Origin of the sequence: Actinomadura kijaniata (assembly GCF_014138665.1) — a bacterium.
GTDB classification, from domain to species: Bacteria; Actinomycetota; Actinomycetes; order Streptosporangiales; family Streptosporangiaceae; genus Spirillospora; species Spirillospora kijaniata.
Genome location: NZ_JACJIA010000008.1, coordinates 107701 through 127257, shown reverse-complemented (window position 1 = coordinate 127257; position 19557 = coordinate 107701). Strand labels below are relative to the sequence as shown.

Annotated in this window: 21 protein-coding genes; 14 read left to right on the top strand and 7 right to left on the bottom strand. The window is 73.0% G+C overall.

Going from position 1 to position 19557, the window contains the following annotated elements:
- Positions 1–44: 44 nt before the first annotated feature.
- Together HNR61_RS28050 and HNR61_RS28045 are read right to left on the bottom strand one after the other, a co-directional pair.
- Positions 45–899: a dihydrodipicolinate synthase family protein gene (locus tag HNR61_RS28050; protein ID WP_182846189.1), complete on the bottom strand. Its 855-nt coding sequence runs from the start codon at positions 897–899 to the stop codon at positions 45–47.
- 5 nt (positions 900–904) lie between these two features.
- Complete coding sequence (locus tag HNR61_RS28045) at positions 905–1819, bottom strand: EamA family transporter (RefSeq protein WP_182846188.1); 915 nt, start codon at positions 1817–1819, stop codon at positions 905–907.
- A gap of 73 nt (positions 1820–1892) precedes the next feature.
- Between HNR61_RS28045 and HNR61_RS28040 the strand changes: the two genes are divergently transcribed.
- Positions 1893–2792, top strand: coding sequence for a LysR family transcriptional regulator (locus HNR61_RS28040; protein ID WP_182846187.1), 900 nt, complete (start codon positions 1893–1895; stop codon positions 2790–2792).
- Between the two features lie 30 nt (positions 2793–2822).
- Here the strand turns inward: HNR61_RS28040 and HNR61_RS28035 are convergent, their stop codons facing one another.
- On the bottom strand, positions 2823–3167 hold the full coding sequence (locus HNR61_RS28035) for a DUF1801 domain-containing protein (RefSeq protein WP_182846186.1): 345 nt from the start codon (positions 3165–3167) through the stop codon (positions 2823–2825).
- Between the two features lie 129 nt (positions 3168–3296).
- The gene (locus tag HNR61_RS28030) at positions 3297–4568 is read right to left on the bottom strand and encodes a protein kinase family protein (RefSeq protein ID WP_182846185.1); all 1272 of its coding nucleotides are present in this window, start codon (positions 4566–4568) and stop codon (positions 3297–3299) included.
- 119 nt (positions 4569–4687) lie between these two features.
- Here HNR61_RS28030 and HNR61_RS49425 point away from each other — a divergent pair, with 119 nt between their 5' ends.
- From HNR61_RS49425 to ccsB, 7 genes are all read left to right on the top strand, one after another.
- Complete coding sequence (locus tag HNR61_RS49425) at positions 4688–6412, top strand: serine/threonine-protein kinase (protein ID WP_312898131.1); 1725 nt, start codon at positions 4688–4690, stop codon at positions 6410–6412.
- Positions 6413–6429: 17 nt separating this feature from the next.
- Entirely contained in the window at positions 6430–7047 is a 618-nt protein-coding gene (locus HNR61_RS28020) for a hypothetical protein (protein ID WP_182846184.1), read from the top strand.
- Between the two features lie 292 nt (positions 7048–7339).
- Positions 7340–7978 (top strand): histidine phosphatase family protein, encoded by a 639-nt coding sequence (locus HNR61_RS28015; protein WP_182846183.1) that lies wholly within the window; start codon positions 7340–7342, stop codon positions 7976–7978.
- A 45-nt stretch (positions 7979–8023) separates the two neighbouring features.
- Complete coding sequence (locus HNR61_RS28010; RefSeq protein WP_182846182.1) at positions 8024–8608, top strand: TlpA family protein disulfide reductase; 585 nt, start codon at positions 8024–8026, stop codon at positions 8606–8608.
- Positions 8609–8610: 2 nt separating this feature from the next.
- Positions 8611–9360, top strand: coding sequence for a cytochrome c biogenesis CcdA family protein (locus HNR61_RS28005; RefSeq protein ID WP_312898130.1), 750 nt, complete (start codon positions 8611–8613; stop codon positions 9358–9360).
- A 2-nt stretch (positions 9361–9362) separates the two neighbouring features.
- Positions 9363–11048 (top strand): cytochrome c biogenesis protein ResB, encoded by a 1686-nt coding sequence (gene resB / locus HNR61_RS28000; protein WP_182846180.1) that lies wholly within the window; start codon positions 9363–9365, stop codon positions 11046–11048.
- Between the two features lie 6 nt (positions 11049–11054).
- Positions 11055–12059: a c-type cytochrome biogenesis protein CcsB gene (gene ccsB / locus HNR61_RS27995; protein WP_246443874.1), complete on the top strand. Its 1005-nt coding sequence runs from the start codon at positions 11055–11057 to the stop codon at positions 12057–12059.
- 12 nt (positions 12060–12071) lie between these two features.
- On the opposite strand, the gene HNR61_RS27990 is transcribed toward ccsB, so the two are convergent.
- A complete protein-coding gene (locus tag HNR61_RS27990; protein WP_182846179.1) occupies positions 12072–12359 on the bottom strand; it encodes a PLDc N-terminal domain-containing protein in 288 nt (95 codons plus the stop codon).
- Positions 12360–12468: 109 nt separating this feature from the next.
- Between HNR61_RS27990 and HNR61_RS27985 the strand changes: the two genes are divergently transcribed.
- On the top strand, positions 12469–13425 hold the full coding sequence (locus HNR61_RS27985; RefSeq protein WP_182846178.1) for a hypothetical protein: 957 nt from the start codon (positions 12469–12471) through the stop codon (positions 13423–13425).
- Positions 13426–13479: 54 nt separating this feature from the next.
- A complete protein-coding gene (locus HNR61_RS27980; RefSeq protein WP_067824895.1) occupies positions 13480–13734 on the top strand; it encodes a hypothetical protein in 255 nt (84 codons plus the stop codon).
- A gap of 129 nt (positions 13735–13863) precedes the next feature.
- Here HNR61_RS27980 and HNR61_RS27975 read toward each other — a convergent pair whose 3' ends face one another.
- The gene (locus HNR61_RS27975) at positions 13864–14061 is read right to left on the bottom strand and encodes a BldC family transcriptional regulator (RefSeq protein WP_067824897.1); all 198 of its coding nucleotides are present in this window, start codon (positions 14059–14061) and stop codon (positions 13864–13866) included.
- 255 nt (positions 14062–14316) lie between these two features.
- On the opposite strand from HNR61_RS27975, the gene HNR61_RS27970 reads away from it, so the two are divergent.
- A complete protein-coding gene (locus HNR61_RS27970) occupies positions 14317–15288 on the top strand; it encodes a threonine ammonia-lyase (RefSeq protein ID WP_182846177.1) in 972 nt (323 codons plus the stop codon).
- A 12-nt stretch (positions 15289–15300) separates the two neighbouring features.
- Positions 15301–15543 carry a DUF4229 domain-containing protein gene (locus tag HNR61_RS27965; RefSeq protein ID WP_182846176.1) on the top strand — a complete coding sequence of 81 codons (243 nt, stop codon included), beginning with the start codon at positions 15301–15303 and terminating at the stop codon, positions 15541–15543.
- A 19-nt stretch (positions 15544–15562) separates the two neighbouring features.
- On the opposite strand, the gene HNR61_RS27960 is transcribed toward HNR61_RS27965, so the two are convergent.
- Positions 15563–17095, bottom strand: a complete 1533-nt coding sequence (locus HNR61_RS27960; protein ID WP_246443871.1) for a GMC oxidoreductase — start codon at positions 17093–17095, stop codon at positions 15563–15565.
- 305 nt (positions 17096–17400) lie between these two features.
- Here HNR61_RS27960 and HNR61_RS27955 point away from each other — a divergent pair, with 305 nt between their 5' ends.
- Together HNR61_RS27955 and HNR61_RS27950 are read left to right on the top strand one after the other, a co-directional pair.
- Entirely contained in the window at positions 17401–18102 is a 702-nt protein-coding gene (locus HNR61_RS27955; protein ID WP_182846174.1) for a demethylmenaquinone methyltransferase, read from the top strand.
- A 146-nt stretch (positions 18103–18248) separates the two neighbouring features.
- Positions 18249–19505: a geranylgeranyl reductase family protein gene (locus HNR61_RS27950; RefSeq protein ID WP_182846173.1), complete on the top strand. Its 1257-nt coding sequence runs from the start codon at positions 18249–18251 to the stop codon at positions 19503–19505.
- Positions 19506–19557: the final 52 nt, after the last annotated feature.

Sequence of the window (19557 nt, the reverse complement as noted above, 5' to 3'; positions counted from 1 at the left end):
GCCGCTGGGGCGGCCCGCGCCGCCCCGTGGGGCGGCAAGCCGTCTCAGCGCTCGTCCAGCGCCCGCAGCGCGCCCAGCGCCCGCCGGACGTTCTCCTGGCGGGGCGGGGCCATCGGCGCGCGCACGCCGGGGTCGTCGATCAGGCCCCGGGCCGCCAGGCACGCCTTCAGCACGGCCGGGGAGGGCTCGGCGAACAGCGCCTCCGTCAGCGGCACCAGCGCGTGGTGGAGCGACGGGCCGCAGGTGGTGCCGAGCGCGGCGAACGCCGCCGGGGCCAGGCACGCCGACGCGGCGATCGCGCCCGCCGCTCCCAGCCGCAGCATCGGGTACACGTACGGGTCGTCGCCGCACAGGACGGCCTTGGACGTTCCGGAGGCCAGCAGCGCCAGCGTGTCGCGGCCGATCCCGCCGGGGCAGTGCTTGACGCCGGTGACCGCGTCCAGGTCCAGCAGCCGCAGCAGCGTCTCGGCCGGCAGGTGCTTCCCGGTCCGGTACGGGACGTCGTAGACCAGCAGCGGGACGTCCACCGCCGCGCCGACCGCCGCGAAGTGGTCCACCACCGCGTCGTCGGTGGGCCGCAGGTAGTAGGGGACCACGGTGAGCAGCGCGTCGGCGTACAGGGCGCGTTCGCGGGCCTGGGCGATCGTGTCGGCGGTGCCCATCGTGCCCGCGCCGACCGTGAGCGGGACGCCGTACTCGATCGCGACGGCGCGGCAGACGTCCAGCACCGTGCGGCGCTCGGCGGCGGTGAGCAGCGGGCCCTCGCCGGTGGTGCCGAGCGCGACCAGGCCGGACGCGCCGTGGTCCAGGCAGTGCCGGGCGAGGCGGTCGAGGGACTTGGCGTCGATCCCGCCACCGGACGTGAAGGGCGTCACCAGGGCGACGTGGATGCCGTGCATGGGGATCACCTCGTGGGGGCGGGCTCGGGAACGGGGGCGGGCGCGGGGACCCGGCGGAGGCGGACGCTGGCGATCGCGACGCCGCTGACGATCAGCGCGGCGGCCAGCATCCGGAACGCGTCGACGCGCTCGCCCAGCACCAGCACCGCCGACAGCAGCCCGAACGGCGGCACCAGCAGCGAGTACATGGCGACGGTCCCGGCCGCGTAGCGCTTCATCAGCCAGCCCCACACCCCGAACCCGACCAGCGTGGACACGTAGGCGATGTAGGCCAGCGACGCGAGCCCGCCCCAGGTGACGCGCGTGTCCGCGATCGCCCCGGGCCCCTCGAAGACCAGCGACAGGGCGAACAGCGGGACCGGCGGGACCAGCGACATCCAGACCATGAACCCGAAGCTGTCGACGGGTCCGGTGGCGGTCTGGCTCATGCGCCGCATGGCGATGTTGGCCAGGCCCCACATGACGGCGGAGACGACGCACAGGGCGAACGCCAGGACGGTGCCGCCCCCTCCGCCCGCCTGCGCGGCGCCCAGCATGCCGACGCCGGTGAACGCCACGGCCATCCCGGCGAGCAGCGGGCCGGTGAGCCGCTCGCGCAGCAGCACGGCCGCGAACAGGGCGGTGAACAGCGCCGACGTCTGGACCACCACCGACGACAGCCCGGCGGGCATCCCGAGGCGCATCCCCAGGAACAGCAGTCCGAACTGGCCGACGCCGAGGGGGAGCCCGACCAGCCACAGCCAGCGCGCCGCCACCGGGGGCCGCCGCACGAAGAACACGGCGGGCAGCGCCGCGGCGGTGAAGCGCAGGGCGGCGAACAGCAGCGGCGGGAAGTCCGCCAGGCCCACCTTGATCGGGACGAAGTTGAAGCCCCACAGCGCGGCGACGCAGGCCGCCAGCAGGACGTGTCGGGGATGCATGACCCCGATCGTCGCGAGCCCTACGGTTTAGGACAAGCTAGATCTCCTTGACAATTCGCTTTAGTATCGCTTCATGCTCGACCTGGAACGGCTGCGCGCCCTGCACTCGGTGGCCACCTACGGCTCGGTCTCCGCCGCCGCCGACGTCCTGCACGTCACCACCTCCGCGGTCTCCCAGCAGCTCGCCAAGCTGGAGCGGGAGACCGGTCAGAAGCTCCTGGAGCGCAACGGCCGCGGGGTGCGCCTCACCGACGCCGCCCAGCTCCTCGTCGAGCACGCCGACCGCATCCTCTCCCTGGTCGAGCAGGCCCAGGCCGACCTGGAGGCCCACCGGGGCGCGGTCGTCGGGCAGCTCACCCTCGCCGCGTTCCCCACCGCCGCCCGGGGGCTGCTGCCCGCCGCGCTGACCTCGCTCGCCACCGACCACCCCGGCCTGCGGGTGCTGACCCACGAGGTGGACCCGCTGCAGAGCATGCCCCTGGTCGCGCGCGGCGACCTGGACATGGCCGTCGTGCAGGACTGGGACAACGAGCTCCTCCCCCTCGCAGAGGGGTTGCAGAAGGGCCCCATCCTCGACGACGTCGCCGACGTCGCGCTGCCGCCCGGCCACTGCCTGGCCGACCGCGAGAGGATCGAGCTCAAGGAGCTGGCGGGCGACCCGTGGATCAGCTCCGCGGCCGACACGATCTGCTGCAACTGGCTGCGCCACACCCTGCGCGGGATCGACGCCGAGCCGCGCATCGACCACATGGCCTACGAGATCCCGACCCAGCTCGCGCTGGTCTCCGCCGGTCTCGGCAACGCGATCCTGCCCCGGCTGGGGCGGTGCGACGTTCCGCCGAACGTGGCGATCGTCCCCCTCGAACCGGCGCTGACCCGCCGCGTCTACGCGATCTGGCGCGCCGAGGCGGCCCGCCGCCCGGCGATCCGGGCGGCGCTGGCGGCGCTGCGCGCGGTGGCCGCCACCCTGTAGACCCACCCGTGGATCGGAGGGCGGTCGCGTTCAGCCTTCGAGGGCCGCGGCCCGCTCCAGCCAGCCCCGGAACAGCTCGGCGTCCACGTCGGCGGGCGAGTGCAGTTTCACCGACGCCATCTCGCGCGCGCCCGCCTCCAGCCGCCCGGACGCGTCCCCGATCCGCTGCCCCTTCCAGAACCCGAACGTCACGTACCGGCCGTACGCCTTCACCAGCACGACCGGGTTCCCGCCGACCTTCCACACCGGGTGCCCGTGGAACATCGCGCCCGCGCCGAACGCCTCCTCGACGACCGGCAGCAGCCGTCCGGCGATCTCCTGCTGCCCGGCGGGCAGGGAGGCGACGTACTCGGCGACGGTGGCGAACTCGGCCATGGGGCTCTCCTTCGGTCCGGGCGGCCCGCCCTCGGGCCGCCGTCACCCCTGCGTCGAACGCCCCGCGCCCCGATCGACATCGCGGCCGGACTTTCTTCGGAAAATTCTTCGCCTCGTTGCCGTCGCAGGTCAGCCGGGGGTCCGCGCGGTGGTGAGCCGGACCGTGGAGATCTCCCGCAAGGGCCCGGACAGCCGGAGCGCGCGTTCGGGCGTGATGTCGTGCGGCGTCCGCTGCGCGATGATCGCCCGCAGGACCGCGACCTGCCGCCCGACGTCCTGGTCCTGGCCGGCGGAGACCTGGTTGAGCAGCAGGCCGGCGCGGGTGGCCAGCAGGTTGCCGACATGGGGCCGGATCTCGCCGCGCTCCAGGCCGATGTTGATGGAGCGCAGCGTCCGTTCCAGGGCCTCGGCGGTGATGTCGTCGCGCGGGGCGTCCGCGCTGTCCTCCGGCTCCTCCGGCGTGGGGTCCTCCGAGGGCGTCTCCGCCGGCGTCTCAGCCGGGGTCTCCGCCGTGGGGGCCTCGGACGGTGTCGGGGAGGACCGCCGGTAGACCTCGGGCGGCACCGCCGCGCCGTCCATCGGGGCCGACACGCGCAGCGTCTCGGTGACCGTCGCCAGCGGCACCGCCGCGACCGCGACCAGCGCCGCGGCCGCCACGAGCGTGACCAGCCGCGACCGCCGGCTGGACCGCCGCCGCGGCGGCACCGGCGCGGGCGCCGGGACGTCCCGTTCCGCCCACGCCGCGCGTTCGGCGCGCTCGGCCCGCTCGGCGCGCTCGCGCGCCTCCGCCAGCGCGTCGGCGACCTCCGCGCTGGACACCGCGTTCGACCGGCACCGCTCGCGCAGCCCGTCCAGGACCTCCGCGCCCCCGGCCGAGCAGCGGCCCATGATCGTCCGCAGGGCCGCCAGGTCCTCGGCCACCGAGGCCCCCGCCACCTCGCGTTCGAACCCGAGCAGCTTCACGCCCCCGTCGACCAGCCGGACGTCGTCCGCCGTCAGCCCGCCGTGCGCGATGCCCTCGGCGTGCGCGGCGGCCAGCGCCTCGGCGACCCTCTCGCACACCGCGACGGCCTCGGCCGCGCCGAGCCCCGCGCGGCCGAGCCGCTCCTCCAGCGACTCCCCGGCGACCATCTCGGAGACGACGTAGGGCCGGACACCGCCGCCGGGCGGCATCACCTCGCCGTAGTCGTAGATCCGCGCCACTCCCGGGTGCGAGAGGCGGGCGACGGACCGCGCCCGCACCTGGACGTGCCGCCGCAGCGCCGGCGACGGCCGCGCGTCGCCGACGAACCGGACCACGACCCGCCGGTCCAGCAGCTCGTCCCATCCGCACCACACCCGCGCGGACCCGATCCGCCGCTCCAGCCGGTACCGGTCATCAAACCGAAATCCTGCTTCCACTGGGACCTCCCCACGGTGGTACGCACCCGGCCCCGCCGGGGCTCGGTCCGCGATCACCCCGATCCGGGCGGTGTTCGTTGTTCGTTAGATTCGTCCCGTCGTGGTGGAGGAGGACGGTCGTGACGCGGTGGCGGGTCGCCGGATACACCGAGGTGCGGACCCTCGGCGAGGGGGCGCAGGGACGGGTGGTGCTGGCCCGGCATGACGAGTCGGGCGCCCCGGTGGCGATCAAGTACGTGGCGGCGGGCGCGGACGCGGAGGCGCGGGAGCGCCTGAAGCACGAGGCGCGGATGCTCGCCCGCGCCGACAGCCCGCACGTGGCGCGGCTGTACCGGCTCGTCGAGAGCGGGCAGGGCGCGGCGATCATCATGGAGGCGGTGGACGGCGTCTCGCTGAGGACCGTGCTGGAGCGGCGGGGGAGCCTCGCCCCGGAGGCGGCGCTGAGCGTCCTCAAGGGATCGCTGCTGGGTCTGGCCGCCGCGCACGCGCTCGGGGTCGTCCACCGGGACTACAAGCCCGCCAACGTGGTCGTCCCGGCCGACGGGCGCAGCAAGCTGGTCGACTTCGGCATCGCGGCCCCGGCGGGCCGGGAGGCGGGCGGGGCCGGGACGCCGTACTACATGGCCCCGGAGCAGTGGGCCCGGCACACGGCGACCCCGGCGACCGACGTGTACGCCGCGACCTGCGTGTTCGTGGAGTGCGTCACGGGGCGCCGCCCCTACGCCGGAACGCGCGACCAGCTCCGCGCCGCCCACCTGGCCCGGCCGGCGCCGGTCGAGGACGTTCCCGAGGCGCTCCGGCCGCTGGTCGCGCACGGCATGGCCAAGGACCCCGGCGGGCGCCCGGCGAGCGCGGCCGACTTCGTCGCCGAGCTCGAACGCGTCGCCGCCGGCGCCTACGGCCCCGGCTGGGAGGAGCGGGGCGTGCGGGCCCTGGCGGTGTCGGCCGCCGGGCTGGCGGCGCTGTTCCCGCTGGCGGCCTGGACCCTCGCCCCCGCCGGGACCGGCGCCACCGCCGGGGTCGCCGGTACCGCGGCGGGCGGGCAGGCGGCGGTCGCGGGCAAGGGGCTCCTGGCCACGGTGACCGGCAAGGTCGCGGTCGGCGCGGGCGCGGCGGTGCTCGTCGCGGGCGGGGCCGTCGCCGTCCGGCAGGTCACCGCCGAGACCGCGCCGCCCCGGCCGGTCCGGACGACGCCGGTGGCGGCGCTGGTCTCCGTCCAGAACTGCAAGGTCACGGACGTGATGGGCCGGGACCTGACGCCGAAGGACCGGCCCGCGCCGGTCCGGCTGCCCGAGCAGGTGCGGCTGCCGGAGGGCGCGGCCGTGTACCGGGTGGACGGCCGGCACCTGATCGGCCCGGCGGAGCGGGGGTGCTCGAAGTCGACGGGCGTCACCGGCGGCGCGGTGGAGGTCGGGGACGCGCGCACCGGGAGCGTCAGCCGGCCGTTGCAGTTCTCCGTCGGCAACATCGCCTCGATGGCCTGCACCTACTTCCCCGAGTCGCCGGAGGCCGCCAAGGTCCCGGGCTGCACGTCGGACCTGACCGGGCGGCGGGGGGTGCCCACCGGCGTCCCGGGGCTGCGGGCGATGCTCGGGGGCCGGTTCGGCGGCGCCGCGTCCCCCGAGCTGCGCTCGCCCTACGTGGCGGTGACGATGGCGCTGATGGGCTCCGACGGCATGCCCAACGTGATCAACTGTGCGATGCCGAAGGCCAGGGAGGCCGTCTGCACCGCCGCGCTCACCCACTGGTTCCTCCAGTCGGTGGCCGGGACGCCGATGGCGAAGGCCGACCGGGACCGGATCGTGCAGCGCGTCACCGCCCACGTGTCCGCCACCCGCTACTGATCGGGGATCATGGGGACATGACGTTCGAGCTGCTGGTCTGGCATGAACCCGGTGCGGTCACCCGGGAGGAGGCCGCCGCGCGCGAGCCCGACGCGCTCGAACCGCATCCGGCGGTGGGCGAGTTCGTCAGGGAGTTCGGGGCGTTGCGGCCCGAGGTGCGGGTCGAGTCGGCGGGGTCGCGGTACGCGCGGGTGCGCATGACGCCCGAGCAGGTCGACGAGATCTCCACCGAGGTGTACGCGCTGGCCCGCGCGCACGGGCTGGTGACCTACGACCCCGACCGCGGACTCGTGCACAACCTCGGCCCGCGCAGCGCCTACCAGGGCATGCAGCTGCACACCGGCGACGGGATGATCGTCGTCGACCCGGACCTGCCGCTGGTCCACGACGCGCTGGCCCGGCTCGGCCCCGGCAACCCGTTCGTCGCGCTGGTGGTGTTCGGCCGCCACTTCGTGCAGGTGTCGCCCGAGGAGGGCGGCTACGAGCTGGAGTACAAGGACAGCGGCGAGGGCGTGATCTACCGCACCCGCGTGGCGGACCTGGCCGAGATCCAGCGGGCGTTCCGGGAGTACGCCACCGACGAGCGCGACTTCCTGGAACGCCACGACTGGACCCGCGCCAACGGGACGCCCTGATCAGCGGGAGTACGTGAGGATCACACCGTTGGCGGCCGGATGGCCGCCCCGCTTCAGCGGCCCGCTCGCCGCCGCTGAAGCCCACGACGCCCTGCTCGCTGCGCACGACCCGGAAGCCACCCTTGCCGTCGGGCGGCGCCGAGGGGCGGCGCGAGAGGCGATCTTGTGCGTGGGGGGTTTTCGGGAGGGGACGGGGGATGTCCGGTCCGCCGGAAGCGGGTGATCGAACAAGGTCAGGACGCCCGAAGGCGGGGATCGGTGCACAGGTGGGCGCGGGTACCCTGGCGACGCCATGAGTGACACGACGATCGTTCACCTGCTGCGGCACGGTGAGGTGCACAATCCCCAGGGCGTTCTCTACGGACGGCTGCCCGGCTACCGCCTCAGTGAGGACGGGGCGCGGATGGCCAAGGCCGCCGCCGAGTGGTTCGCCGAGCGGGACGTGACCGCGCTGTTCTCCTCGCCGATGCAGCGGGCGCTGGAGACGGCCGCGCCGCTGGCCGCCGCGTTCGAGCTGCCGGTGACGGTGGACGACCGTCTGATCGAGGCCGGCAACCACTTCGAGGGCCTCACCTTCGGGGTGGGCGCGGGGTCGCTGCGCCGCCCCGAGCACTGGCGGCACCTGTACAACCCGTTCCGGCCGTCGTGGGGCGAGCCCTACCGGGAGATCGCGGAGCGGATGAAGTCGGCCGTGATCCGGGCGCGCGAGGCCGCGCGCGGGCACGAGGCGGTGTGCGTCAGCCACCAGCTGCCGATCTGGACGCTGCGGTGCTTCGCCGAGAAGAAGCGGCTGTGGCACCACCCGGGCCGCCGCGAGTGCGGGCTGGCCAGCATCACCACCCTGACGTTCGAGGACAACCGGCTGGTCGAGGTCGCCTACGCCGACCCCTGCTCGGGGATGGGCAAGGGGACCGGTGTCGCGGGCGCCTGACCCGCCCACTACATTGAGTACTACGTCTTGTAGTAGGAGGGTCCGTTGAACCCCCGCATCTCCTTCGCACGGGCTTCCGTCGGGGTCGCCGCGCTGGTCGGCGTGCTGTCGGGCTGCGCCGGGAACGGCGCGTCCGGCGACGCCGCCGGCGGCACCCGCTTCGTCGCCGGGGACGGGAGCACCACCCAGATCGCCGCCGCCGAGCGCAAGCCCGCCCCGGTGGCGTCCGGCGCGACCCTGGACGGCAAGCAGGTGAGCCTCGCCGACCTGCGGGGCAAGGTCGTCGTCGTCAACTTCTGGGCGTCCTGGTGCGCGCCGTGCCGCGGCGAGGCCCCCTCGCTGGAGCAGGTCTACACCGAGAACAAGGGCAGGGGCGTGGAGTTCCTCGGGGTCAACTTCAAGGACTCCGCCGAGAACGCCAAGGCCTTCGAGCGCAAGTTCAAGGTCACCTACCCCAGCTTCCACGACGCCGACGGCAGGATCGGGCTGGGCTTCCGGGAGGTGCCCCCGAACGCCATCCCCAGCACCCTCGTGCTGGACAAGCAGGGCCGTATCGCCGTGCGCATCCTCGGCGCGACCACCTACTCCAAGCTGAACCCGCTCGTCGCGAAGGTCCTGGCGGAGAAGTAGTGGTGTTCGCGACGGGGGTGCAGGAGACCGTCACCGGCGGGTCGTTGCTGGCGGCGGCTCCGCTGGCGGCGCTGGCCGGGCTGGTGTCGTTCGCCTCGCCGTGCGTGCTCCCGCTGGTGCCGGGCTACCTGTCGTACGTGACCGGGATGAGCGGCGCGGACCTGGCCGAGGAACGCCGGGGACGCCTGCTGGCCGGGGTCGCGCTGTTCGTGGCCGGGTTCACGCTGGTGTTCGTCTCCTACGGGGCGGTCTTCGGCGGGCTCGGCCGGCTGCTGGTGGAGCACCAGGACCCGATCACGCGCGTGATGGGCGTGCTGACCATCGTGTTCGGGCTGGTGTTCATGGGGCTGGTCCCGGGACTCCAGCGGACCGTGAAGTCGGGCCGGACGCCCGCCGCCGGGATGGCGGGCGCGCCGCTGCTGGGCATGCTGTTCGCGCTCGGCTGGACCCCGTGCATCGGCCCCACGCTGGCCGCGGTGCAGGGGCTGTCGCTGACCGAGGCCAGCGCCGGGCGCGGGATGCTGCTGTCGCTGGCGTACTGTCTGGGGCTGGGCGTGCCGTTCCTGCTGGCGGCGGTGGCCTACCGGCGGATGCTGGGCGCGTTCGGCGTGGTCCGGCGCCACTACGTGCTCGTGACGCGGATCGGCGGCGGGATGCTCGTGCTGCTGGGCCTCCTGCTGGTGACCGGACTGTGGAACGAGCTTTCGCTCCAGATGAGGTCGTGGATCAGCGGCTTCGAGACGGTGATTTGAGCATGGCGAAGACGCCCGAGAACGTGGAGACGGCCGCGCGCACGGCCGCGGAGGAGACCGGCGACGAGGCCGCCACCGCCGCGCCCGCCGGACGGCAGGCCGCCGCGGAGACGCCCCGGCCCAGGGGGATCGGCCTGGTCGGCTGGCTGCGGTGGGGCTGGCGGCAGCTCACCACGATGCGGACCGCGCTGATCCTGCTGTTCCTGGTGGCGCTGGGCTCGGTGCCGGGGTCGATCCTGCCGCAGCGCGGCCAGGCCCCCGAGAAGGTCGCCGAGTACTTCGAGAAGCACAAGACGCTGGCCCCCTGGCTGGACAAGCTCTCGCTGTTCGACGTGTTCGCCGCCCCGTGGTTCGCGGCGATCTACATCCTGCTGTTCGTGTCGCTGGCGGGCTGCGTGCTGCCGCGCGCGGTCAAGCACTACCGGGCCATGCGGGCGCGGCCCCCGGCGGCCCCCCGCAACCTCGGGCGGCTCCCGCAGCACGCCCGCCACGAGACCGACGCCTCCCCCGAGGAGGCCCTGGCGGAGGCCCGCGCGCTGCTGCGCAAGCGGCGGTTCCGCGTCGACGCCGGCGACGGGTCGGTCGCCGCCGAGAAGGGCTACCTCGGCGAGACCGGCAACCTGCTCTTCCACCTGGCGCTGCTGGCGCTGCTGTTCGCGCTCGGCGTCGGCAACCTGTTCGGCTACCGGGGCGACATCCTGGTCACCGAGGGCAAGACGTTCGCGAACTCGCTCAGCCACTACGACCAGTTCAAGCCGGGACGGTGGTTCGACACCGACGGGCTCGCGCCGTTCTCGCTGGCCCTGGACGACTTCAAGGCGACCTACGAGACCACGGAGGGTCCCAACAAGGGGCAGGCCACCGACTACGACGCCCGGATGCGGTTCCGGGAGACCCCGGACGGGCCGGAGAAGACCTACCACCTGAAGGTCAACCACCCGCTCTCCGTCGGCGGCGCGAAGGTCTACCTGCTCAACCACGGCTACGCGCCGGTCTTCACCGTCCGCGACGCCAAGGGGAACATCGCGTTCCAGGACGCCGTGCCGTTCCTGCCGATGGAGCAGGTCAACTACACCTCCGAGGGCGTGATCAAGGCCCCGGACGCCGAGCCCGAGCAGCTGGCGTTCTACGCGGTCCTGTGGCCGACCGCCGTGCCCGCCAAGAACGGCGACCAGATCGAGTCCGGCTGGCCCGCCCCGCTCCGGCCGGTGGTGTCGATCGCCTCGTTCAAGGGCGACGTCGGCCTGGACTCGGGCACCCCGCAGTCGGTCTACAAGCTGGAGGGCCTCGGCAAGAGCCTGAAGATGGTCAAGGACGGCCGCCAGCTGCTCAATCCCGGCCAGACCTTCAAGCTGCCCGAGGGCGCGGGCAGCATCACCTTCGACGGCGTCCGGGAGTGGACGACCCTGTCGGTCAACCACGACCCCGGCCGGATGCCCGCGCTGATCGCGGCGATCCTGGCGGTGGCGGGCGTGGTCGCCTCGTTCATGGTGCGCCGCCGCCGGGTGTGGGTGCGGGCGGTCGCCGGGGACGACGGGCGTACCGTGGTGGAGGTCGGCGGCCTCACCCTCGGGCACCCGACGCCGGAGTTCGACGAGATAGTGGCCGCCCTGCGGGGCGGCGAGGAGCGCGGGCCGGACGGATCCGGTGCCGGGGAAACCGCGCCGGACACCGAATCCAAGGAGTGACGAGGGTTGAGTAGCACCGACCTCGCGAACCTGAGCGACAAGCTCATGTTGACCACCGTCGTGCTGTACATCATCGCGATGGTGGCGTACGCGGCCGACCTCGGCTTCGGCGGCAGGCGCCGGACCGCCGACGCGGTGGCCGAGAAGAAGGTCCTGGCCACCGTCGGCGGGGGCGAGGGCGGCGGGGACGAGAGCGCCCCCGCCCCGGCCGCCGCCGAGCAGGCCGGGGGCCGTGACTGGGGCCGCTTCGCGGTCCTGCTGAACGTCCTCGGCTGGGCCGCCCACCTCGGCGTCCTGATCACGCGCGGGCTGGCGGCGAGCCACTGGCCGTGGTCGAACATGTACGAGTTCCTCACCGCCATCGCGTTCGCCGCCGTCACCGCCTACCTGGTGTGCCTGTGGCGCTTCCAGGCCCGGTTCCTCGGCGCGTTCGTCATGGTCGCGGCGGTGATGGCGCTCGGCGGCGCCAACATCTGGCTCTACCAGGAGGTCGGCCCGGTCCGCCCGGCGCTGAACTCCTACTGGATCGCCATCCACGTCTCCGCCGCGATCATCGCGACCGGCGCGTTCACCGTGGCGGGCGTGGCGACGATCCTGTACCTGCTCAAGGCCCCCCGCGAGGCGCGCGGCGCGGCGGGCGACGGCTTCTGGGCGCACCTGCCGTCCGCCGGGAACCTGGACCGGATGGCGCTGCGGGTGACGATGTTCGCGTTCCCGATCTGGACCGCCGCGATCGTCATGGGCGCGATCTGGGCCGACGAGGCGTGGGGCCGCTACTGGGGCTGGGACCCCAAGGAGATCTGGTCGTTCATCACCTGGATCGCCTACGCCGCGTACCTGCACGCCCGCGCCACGGCCGGGTGGCGGGGCCGCCGGGCCGCGGTGCTGTCGCTGGTCGCGTTCGGGTGCCTGCTGTTCAACTTCTTCGGCGTGAACTACATGTTCCAGGGCCTGCACTCGTACGCGGCCCCCGCGCCGGCGGCGGTCGTGGAGACCGTGGCGAACGTCTGACCCTCCGGACCGCTAGTCCTCGCCGTGGATCCGGCGGTCCAGGTCGCGCAGGAAGTCGGGGTCGTCGTCCGGGCCCTTCGGGGCCCCGGGCGGCGGCCCCTCCTGCGTCGCGGGCTCCGGGCGGCGGGGACGGCCGAGCACCAGCCACAGCACCGCCGCCGGCAGGCTGAACAGCAGCACCGCCAGGAACCAGCCGAACTTCGGCAGGAGGCGGATGTCCGCCTCGTCGGTCGTGAGCACGTCGAACAGGCAGAACAGCCATACTCCGACGAGGATCAGGGCGAGCAGCGCATACGCCATGTCCCGAGGGTAGTGCGTGTGACCGGCGGGGATGACGCGGTGTCGGATCTCGGCTTACTCTGCCCCGAGGGCCCTGCGGAGGAGCGGGGGTCGCTGACAGAGGAGCCTGATGCGCTTCAAGGGCATCCACCGCAAACCCCGGCGGGGCGGTGCGGCCGGTGAGGACACGGCGTTCACCTCGCCCACCGGTTCACCCGTCGAACGGGTCCCCGAACCGCGTCGGGTCCGGCCGCGCAGCAACCAGCCGCGGGACCGGTTCGGGCGGTTCCGCAAGGCCGGCCGCGACGACGACTTCGCGCTGGACCCCGACGGCCCCGCGGTGCGCGACCTCGGACGGGACGGCCCCCGGCGGCGCCCCGACCCCGGCGGCGACGCCCGCCCGCCCCGCCTGACCTGGGATGACTTCGAACTCGGCGACGACGCCCCGGCGCGCGCCGAACCGCACCCGCCCGGCGTTCCGCAGGTCCCCGACGGCCGCCGCCACTGCGGCGTGCTGGAGAAGGTGATCCACCGGCAGTGGGACGTCCGGCAGGGCCCGCCGCCGCCCGAGACGATCCGGGCGGTGGAGAGCCTGGCGGCGCTGCCCGACCGGCTCAAGCGCAAGCTCGCCGACGGGCTGGCGGGCATCTACGTCGGGCCCGGCGGCGTCCCCGACCTGGACCACATGGGGCACCTGCGCGACCGCCCGCTGCCGTCGGGCCGGGCGACCTGGGACATCTGCGCGGGCGCCTACGGCGACGGGAAGATCGTGGTGGGGGACCGGCCCTCGCCCACCCCGGACGTGATGATGCACGAGGTCGGGCACGCGCTCGACGACATCGACGGGGGCGAGGGGGAGTGGACCTCCGACAGCCCGGCGTTCCAGGAGCTGTACCGGCAGTGCCTGCCCTATCTGGCGAGCGACTTCCACCGGCAGCCGGGAACGCTCGGGCGCCGCGAGTTCTTCGCCGACGCTTTCGCCGCGATCTCCGCCCGGCAACGACCGGCTCTGGTGGATATGCTCGCCGGGAACATCCGTTTGGCCCTGGAGGTCATGCTCTTCTTCAACCGGCGCTATGGAATCTGACGCCTCGCGGGACCCGGGGCGCTCCCCGGAAGACACGGCGAAGGGTGATCGGCAATGTATGTGATCCGGCTTCCCGACGGCACCCTGCGGGTGCCGCACAGCGTGCTGGGGGATTCCGCGCCGGACGGCGGGGACCGGATCATCGCGCAGGCGTATGTGGAGGTCGGCCCGGACGATCCGGACTACGAACGGCTGCTGGAACAGTCGATCACCGAGGCCGAGCTGGAGGAGAAACGCCGTTCCTGGCGCGCGGGCGACGCGGAACTGCTGCGCACGTTCGAGGAATGGAAGGCCGAGCGCGAGGGCTGACCGCCGGCGGCGGCGTTCCAGGGGGACCGGGCATGCCGGAGGAGGGTCGGACGTGGATCGGGAAGGCCGGTGGTTGACCGCGGCGCCGGGTGGAGGGCCGGTCGCGGGGACCGGGGCCCGGCGCCGCGGTCAGCGGGCGTGCTCGGCTACCGGTTCGTCGCCGCGCAGCAGGGCGTGCACCTCGGATTCACGGAAGCGGCGGTGGCCTCCGGGAGTGCGGATGCTGCTGATCCGGCCGGCCGCGGCCCAGCGGGTGACCGTCTTCGGGTCGACCCGGAACAGGGCGGCGACCTCTCCGGGGGTCAGCAGGCGCTCGCTCGTCTCCACGTTTTCTCTCCCCCTTTGTCCCGCTCTCGGTGCGGGTGGACTGTTTCCTAGTGTGGCGGGTCAAGACCGATTTCTCCCTTGTTTTCGGAAAACATCACTGAGGGTGAGAGCGTGACCAGGGATTATGACGCGAAGTGAGCGTGGCATTGGGCACACCGGTCACGCCGATCTCTGCTGACCCGTTGCTGATACGCGCGACCCCCTCGCGGACGGCCCGTTAACCACCGCGCAGCGCAAGCGAATAATCTCGCTCACATGACCGAACTGGTGTCCCTCGGAGAGATCGAACGGGCCGCGGAACGGCTCTCCGGAACGGTTCTGCGCACCCCGCTGGTGCCGTTCCCGGCGGACGCCTCCGACGGGAACGCGCGCCTTCTGGTGAAGGCCGAGTCGTTGCAGCCGGTCGGGGCGTTCAAACTGCGCGGCGCCCACAACGCGATCGCGGCTCTCCCCGAACGGGTGCGCGAACGCGGAGTGGTCGCCCATTCCAGCGGCAACCACGCGCGGGCCGTCGCCCACACGGCCCGCGCGTTCGGAATTCCGGTCGTCCTCGTCATGCCGCACACCGCCCCCGCCGTGAAGGTGGACGCCTGCATCCGGCTGGGCGCCGAGATCGTGTACGTCGAGCCGACCATGGAGGCCCGCACGGCCACCGCCGCCAAGCTCGCCGAGGCGCACGGGTTCACGCTGGTCCCGCCGTTCGACGACCCGCGGGTCATCGCGGGCCAGGGCACGGTCGGCCTGGAGATCGCCGAGGACGCCCCCGGCGCCGGGGCGGTCCTGGTCCCGGTCGGCGGCGGCGGCCTGATCGCGGGCGTCGCCGCCGCGATCAAGGCGAAGCGCCCCGGCGCCCGGGTCATCGGCGTGGAACCCGAGCTGGCGGCCGACGCCCGCGACTCGCTGCGCGCGGGCCGCCCGGTCGCCTGGTCCGCCGAGGACGCCGGCCGCACGCTGGCCGACGCCCTGCGCGTCCAGCGCGTCGGCGACCTGACGTTCGCGCACATCCGCGCGCACGTGGACGACATCGTCACCGTCTCGGAGGACCAGATCCGGGAGGCGATGCGCCGCCTGGCCCGCGAGGCGCGGCTGGTGGCCGAGCCCGGCGGGGCCGTGGCGACCGCCGCCGCGCTCTTCCGCCGGGACGCGTTGCCGCAGGTGGGCACCTATGTCTCGGTGCTGTCGGGCGGAAACGTGGACCCGGCGCTGTTCGTGGAGACCGTCGGATAGGCTCGAACCGTCATGCGCTCCGTACTCCTTTACACAGCCGCGCGGTTCGGCGTCTTCGCCGCGACCGCCGGGGTGCTGTTCCTCGTCGGCGCCCGCGGCTTCCTGCTGCTCCTGTTGTCGGTCCTGATCAGCGGCGTCATCAGCTTCGTGCTGCTGTCGCGCCAGCGCGACGCGATGTCCTCCACCGTGACGGCGGGCATCCAGGAGCGCAAGCAGAGGCTCCACCAGTCCCGGGCCAAGGAGGACCCCTCCTGACGGAGGGGCCCGCCCCCGGTCAGCGCAGGTCGGTGGCGATGATCTTCTCGATGTTGCGCTCGGCCAGCGCCGTGATGGTGACGAACGGGTTGACGGTCGTGTTGCCCGGGATCAGCGCCCCGTCGATCACGTAGAGCCCGGGGTGGCCGTGCAGCCGCCCGTGACCGTCGGTCGCCCGGTTCAGCACCGCGCCGCCGAGCGGGTGGTACGTGAGATGGTCGCCCCAGATCTTGTAGACGCCGAACAGGTCGGTCCGGTAGATCGTGCCCTCGGTGGCGTTGATCTTGTCGAAGATCGTCTTGGCCATGTCGATCGAGGGCTGCTTCCAGGCGGTCTGCCAGTCCAGCTCGACCCGCCCGGCGGCGGCGTTCCAGGAGAACCGGGCGCGGTGCGGGTTGCGGGTGATCGACAGGTAGAACGAGGCGTAGGTCTCGATCCCCACCGGCAACGGCGCGACCTCGGCGAACGCGCCCCCGGCCGCCCAGTTGTCGATGCCCGCGCACGGGATGGCCGACTGCCTGGCGCCGGTGGCGTCCCACATGTGGTTGGCCCGGCCGCACATCACGTTGCCGTTGTCGCCCCAGCCCCGGCCGACCTCGTCGTTCAGCCGGGGCAGCGCGCCGGTCGCCCTCAGTTTCACCAGCAGCTTGCTGGTGCCGACGCTGCCCGCCGCGAAGAAGACGCGGTCGGCGGTCACGGTCTTGGTCGCGGTGACGTTGCCCGCGGTGTCGAGCTGCTCGGCGGTGACCGCGTACCGGGCACCGTCGGGGACGACGGCCGTGACCCGGTGCAGCGGGGAGATCGCGACCCGGCCGGTCGCCCGGGCGCGGGCCAGGTAGGTCTGCTGGAGCGACCTCTTGCCGTGGTTGTTGCCGTAGAGGATCTCGGCGGCCAGCGCCGACTTGGGAACGGTGCCCGCCTCCTCGCGCTTCATGTAGTCCCAGTCGTACACGTCGGGCACGAAGGTGAAGCGGAACCCCGAACGCTGCGCGTGCTTACGGCCGACGCGGGCGTACTGGTAGTAGGGCGTGGCGTCGAACCAGGCCGGGTCGACGGCGCTGACGCCCAGCTCGGCGTTGGCGCGCGGGTAGTAGACGCCGTACATCTCGTCGGCGTTCACCGAGGGCAGGATCCCGGCGAAGTTCTCGCGGCGGGGCGTGACGGCCATGCCGCCGTTGACCAGGGAGCCGCCGCCGACGCCCCGGCCCTGGTAGACGATGATGCCGCCGAACTCCTCGGCGTCGAGGACGCCCGTGTGGCGGGTGACGTCCCGGTCGATGGAGGAGCCGAGGAAGTAGTTGAGCGGCGCCTTGGTGCGGGTGCGCAGCCAGTAGGCGCGGTGGTCGGGCGACCGGGTGTTGCAGAAGATCCTGCCGTCGGGGCCCGGGGTGTCCCAGGCCATGCCCATCTCCAGCAGGTGGACCGGGACACCCGCCTGCGCCAGGCGGAGGGCGGCGACCGCGCCGCCGTACCCGGTGCCGATCACCAGGACGGGAACGTGCGCCCCGTGCGCGATCGAGGCGGCCCGCGTCCGGGCGGAGGCCCGGGGCATCCCCAGGGTGGCGGCTCCCAGGATGGAACCTGTTCCAGTGATGAATCCGCGTCGTGTCAGTCCGTTGGAAGCGCCCCCACGCCCGGTCTCTTTGATCATGTGATCTTCCTCACACTTTGTTCTGAAACAGGTTCTACCTGGTTCTGGTGAGGGTGGCCATGGTCTACCGAGAAGTAAGTTGCGTTCGATACCGGAGGTGAGGCGACGGACGCCGGGGGCGGTGGCGCCCGCCCGCCGCGCGCTGCGGCGGCGGAACGGGGCACGCCACCGGCCCCACCGGGACCTCGCCCTCTTAGGGTGGGGGCATGACCCGTGCCTCTCTTGATAAGCAGCCGTCGGACGTGGCCGCGATGTTCGACAGCACCGCCGAGCGCTACGACCTGCTCAACACGCTGATGACGGGTGGGCAGGACCGGCGGTGGCGGCATGAGGTCGTCCGGGCCGTCGGGGCCAGGCCCGGGGAGCGCGTGCTCGACCTCGCGGCCGGGACCGGGACCTCCTCGGTCCCGTTCGCCGACGCCGGTGCCGAGACCGTGGCCTGCGACTTCTCGCTCGGCATGCTCCGGGTGGGGGTGCGGCGGCAAGCGGGTGTCGACCGCCTGAGCTTCGTGGCTGGCGACGCGCTGCGGCTGCCGTTCGCCGACGGTTCGTTCGACGCCGTCACCATCTCCTTCGGGCTCCGCAACGTCGCCGACACCGTCGGCGCGCTGCGGGAGATGCGCCGTGTCGCCAAGCCCGGCGGGCGGCTGCTCGTGTGTGAGGTCAGTCACCCTCCGAACAGGCTGCTGGCACTCGGGCACAAGGCCCACCTGAGGTTCGGGCTGCCGCTGCTGGCGAAGGTCAGCTCCAACCCCGACTCCTACCACTACCTCGCCGAGTCCACGCTCGCCTGGCCTGACCAGGCGGCCCTGGCGGGACTCGTCCGGGACGCCGGGTGGACGAAGGTCCGCTGGCGCGACCTGACATTCGGTGTTGCCGCGATGCACCACGCGGTCAATCCCGGCTGACCTGGTTCGGTCGGGGCGGTACGCCCCATTCGGACCGGTCCAGATCCGAGGCGGCCGAGAGGTACCCACAGGCCGCTCCAAAGGAATAGACTCCCCAACGGATTCTTGTGAAGTACTTCACAAGCGAACGAGCTAAGAGGAACGCTGTGACCGACTCCACCCGACAGGCAGACGTGATCGTCGTCGGGGCCGGCCCCGCCGGATCGTCGACCGCCTACTGGCTGGCCCATGCCGGTCTCAAGGTGCTGCTGCTGGAGAAGGCGACGTTCCCCCGCGACAAGATCTGCGGCGACGGGCTCACCCCCCGCGCGGTCCGGGCGCTGATCTCCATGGGCGTCGACATCGACGACCCCGGCTTCAGCCGCAACAAGGGACTGCGGATCTACGGCGGCGGCGTGAAGATCGAGCTGCCCTGGCCGGAGCTGGCGAGCTTCCCCGACTTCGGGCTCGTGCGCACCCGCATGGACCTGGACCAGCTGCTCGCCCTGCACGCCGCCAAGGCCGGGGCCGAGCTGATCCAGGGCTGCACCGTCACCGGCCCGATCATCGACGACCGCACCGACCGCGTCACCGGCGTCACCGCCCGCCACGAGGGCGAGCAGGTCGAGTTCCACGCGCCGCTGGTCGTCGCGGCCGACGGGAACTCCTCCCGCCTGTCACTGGCCCTCGGCCTGCGGCGGCGCGAGGACCGGCCGATGGGCGTCGCGGTCCGCCGCTACTACGAGAGCCCCCGCCACACCGACGAGTACATGGAGGCGTGGCTGGAGCTGTGGGACGGGCAGCGCCTCCTGCCCGGCTACGGCTGGGTGTTCCCCGTCGCCGACGGCACCTGCAACGTCGGCCTCGGCCTGCTCAACACCTCCAAGTCGTTCCAGAACGTCGACTACCGCGCCATGCTCAAGGGCTGGACCGCGAACATGCCCGAGGAGTGGCGCTTCGACGAGGAGCACGCCACCGGGCCGACCCGCGGCGCGGCGCTCCCCATGGGCTTCAACCGCCAGCCCCACTACACCCGCGGCATGCTGCTGGTCGGCGACGCGGGCGGCATGATCAACCCGTTCAACGGCGAGGGCATCGACTACGCCCTGGAGGCCGGTCACCTCGCCGCCGACATCGTCGTGCAGGCGCTGGCGCGCCGCACACCGGCGCAGCGCGAGCGGACTCTGTACGAGTACCCGCGCATCCTGAAGGACGAGCACGGCGGCTACTTCACGCTGGCGCGCGTCTTCGTGCAGGCCATCGGGGACCCCCGGGTCATGAAGTTCCTGACCGCCCACGGCCTGCCGCACCCGACGTTGATGCGGTTCACGCTGAAGCTGCTGGCGAACCTCACCGACCCCAAGGGCGGTGACGCAATGGACCGCATCATCAACGCGATGCAAAAGGTGGCGCCAGCCGCGTAACCGATCCCCGAGGGGAGTGCTATTGATCACCTTGGCTAAGGTGGCGACCCTC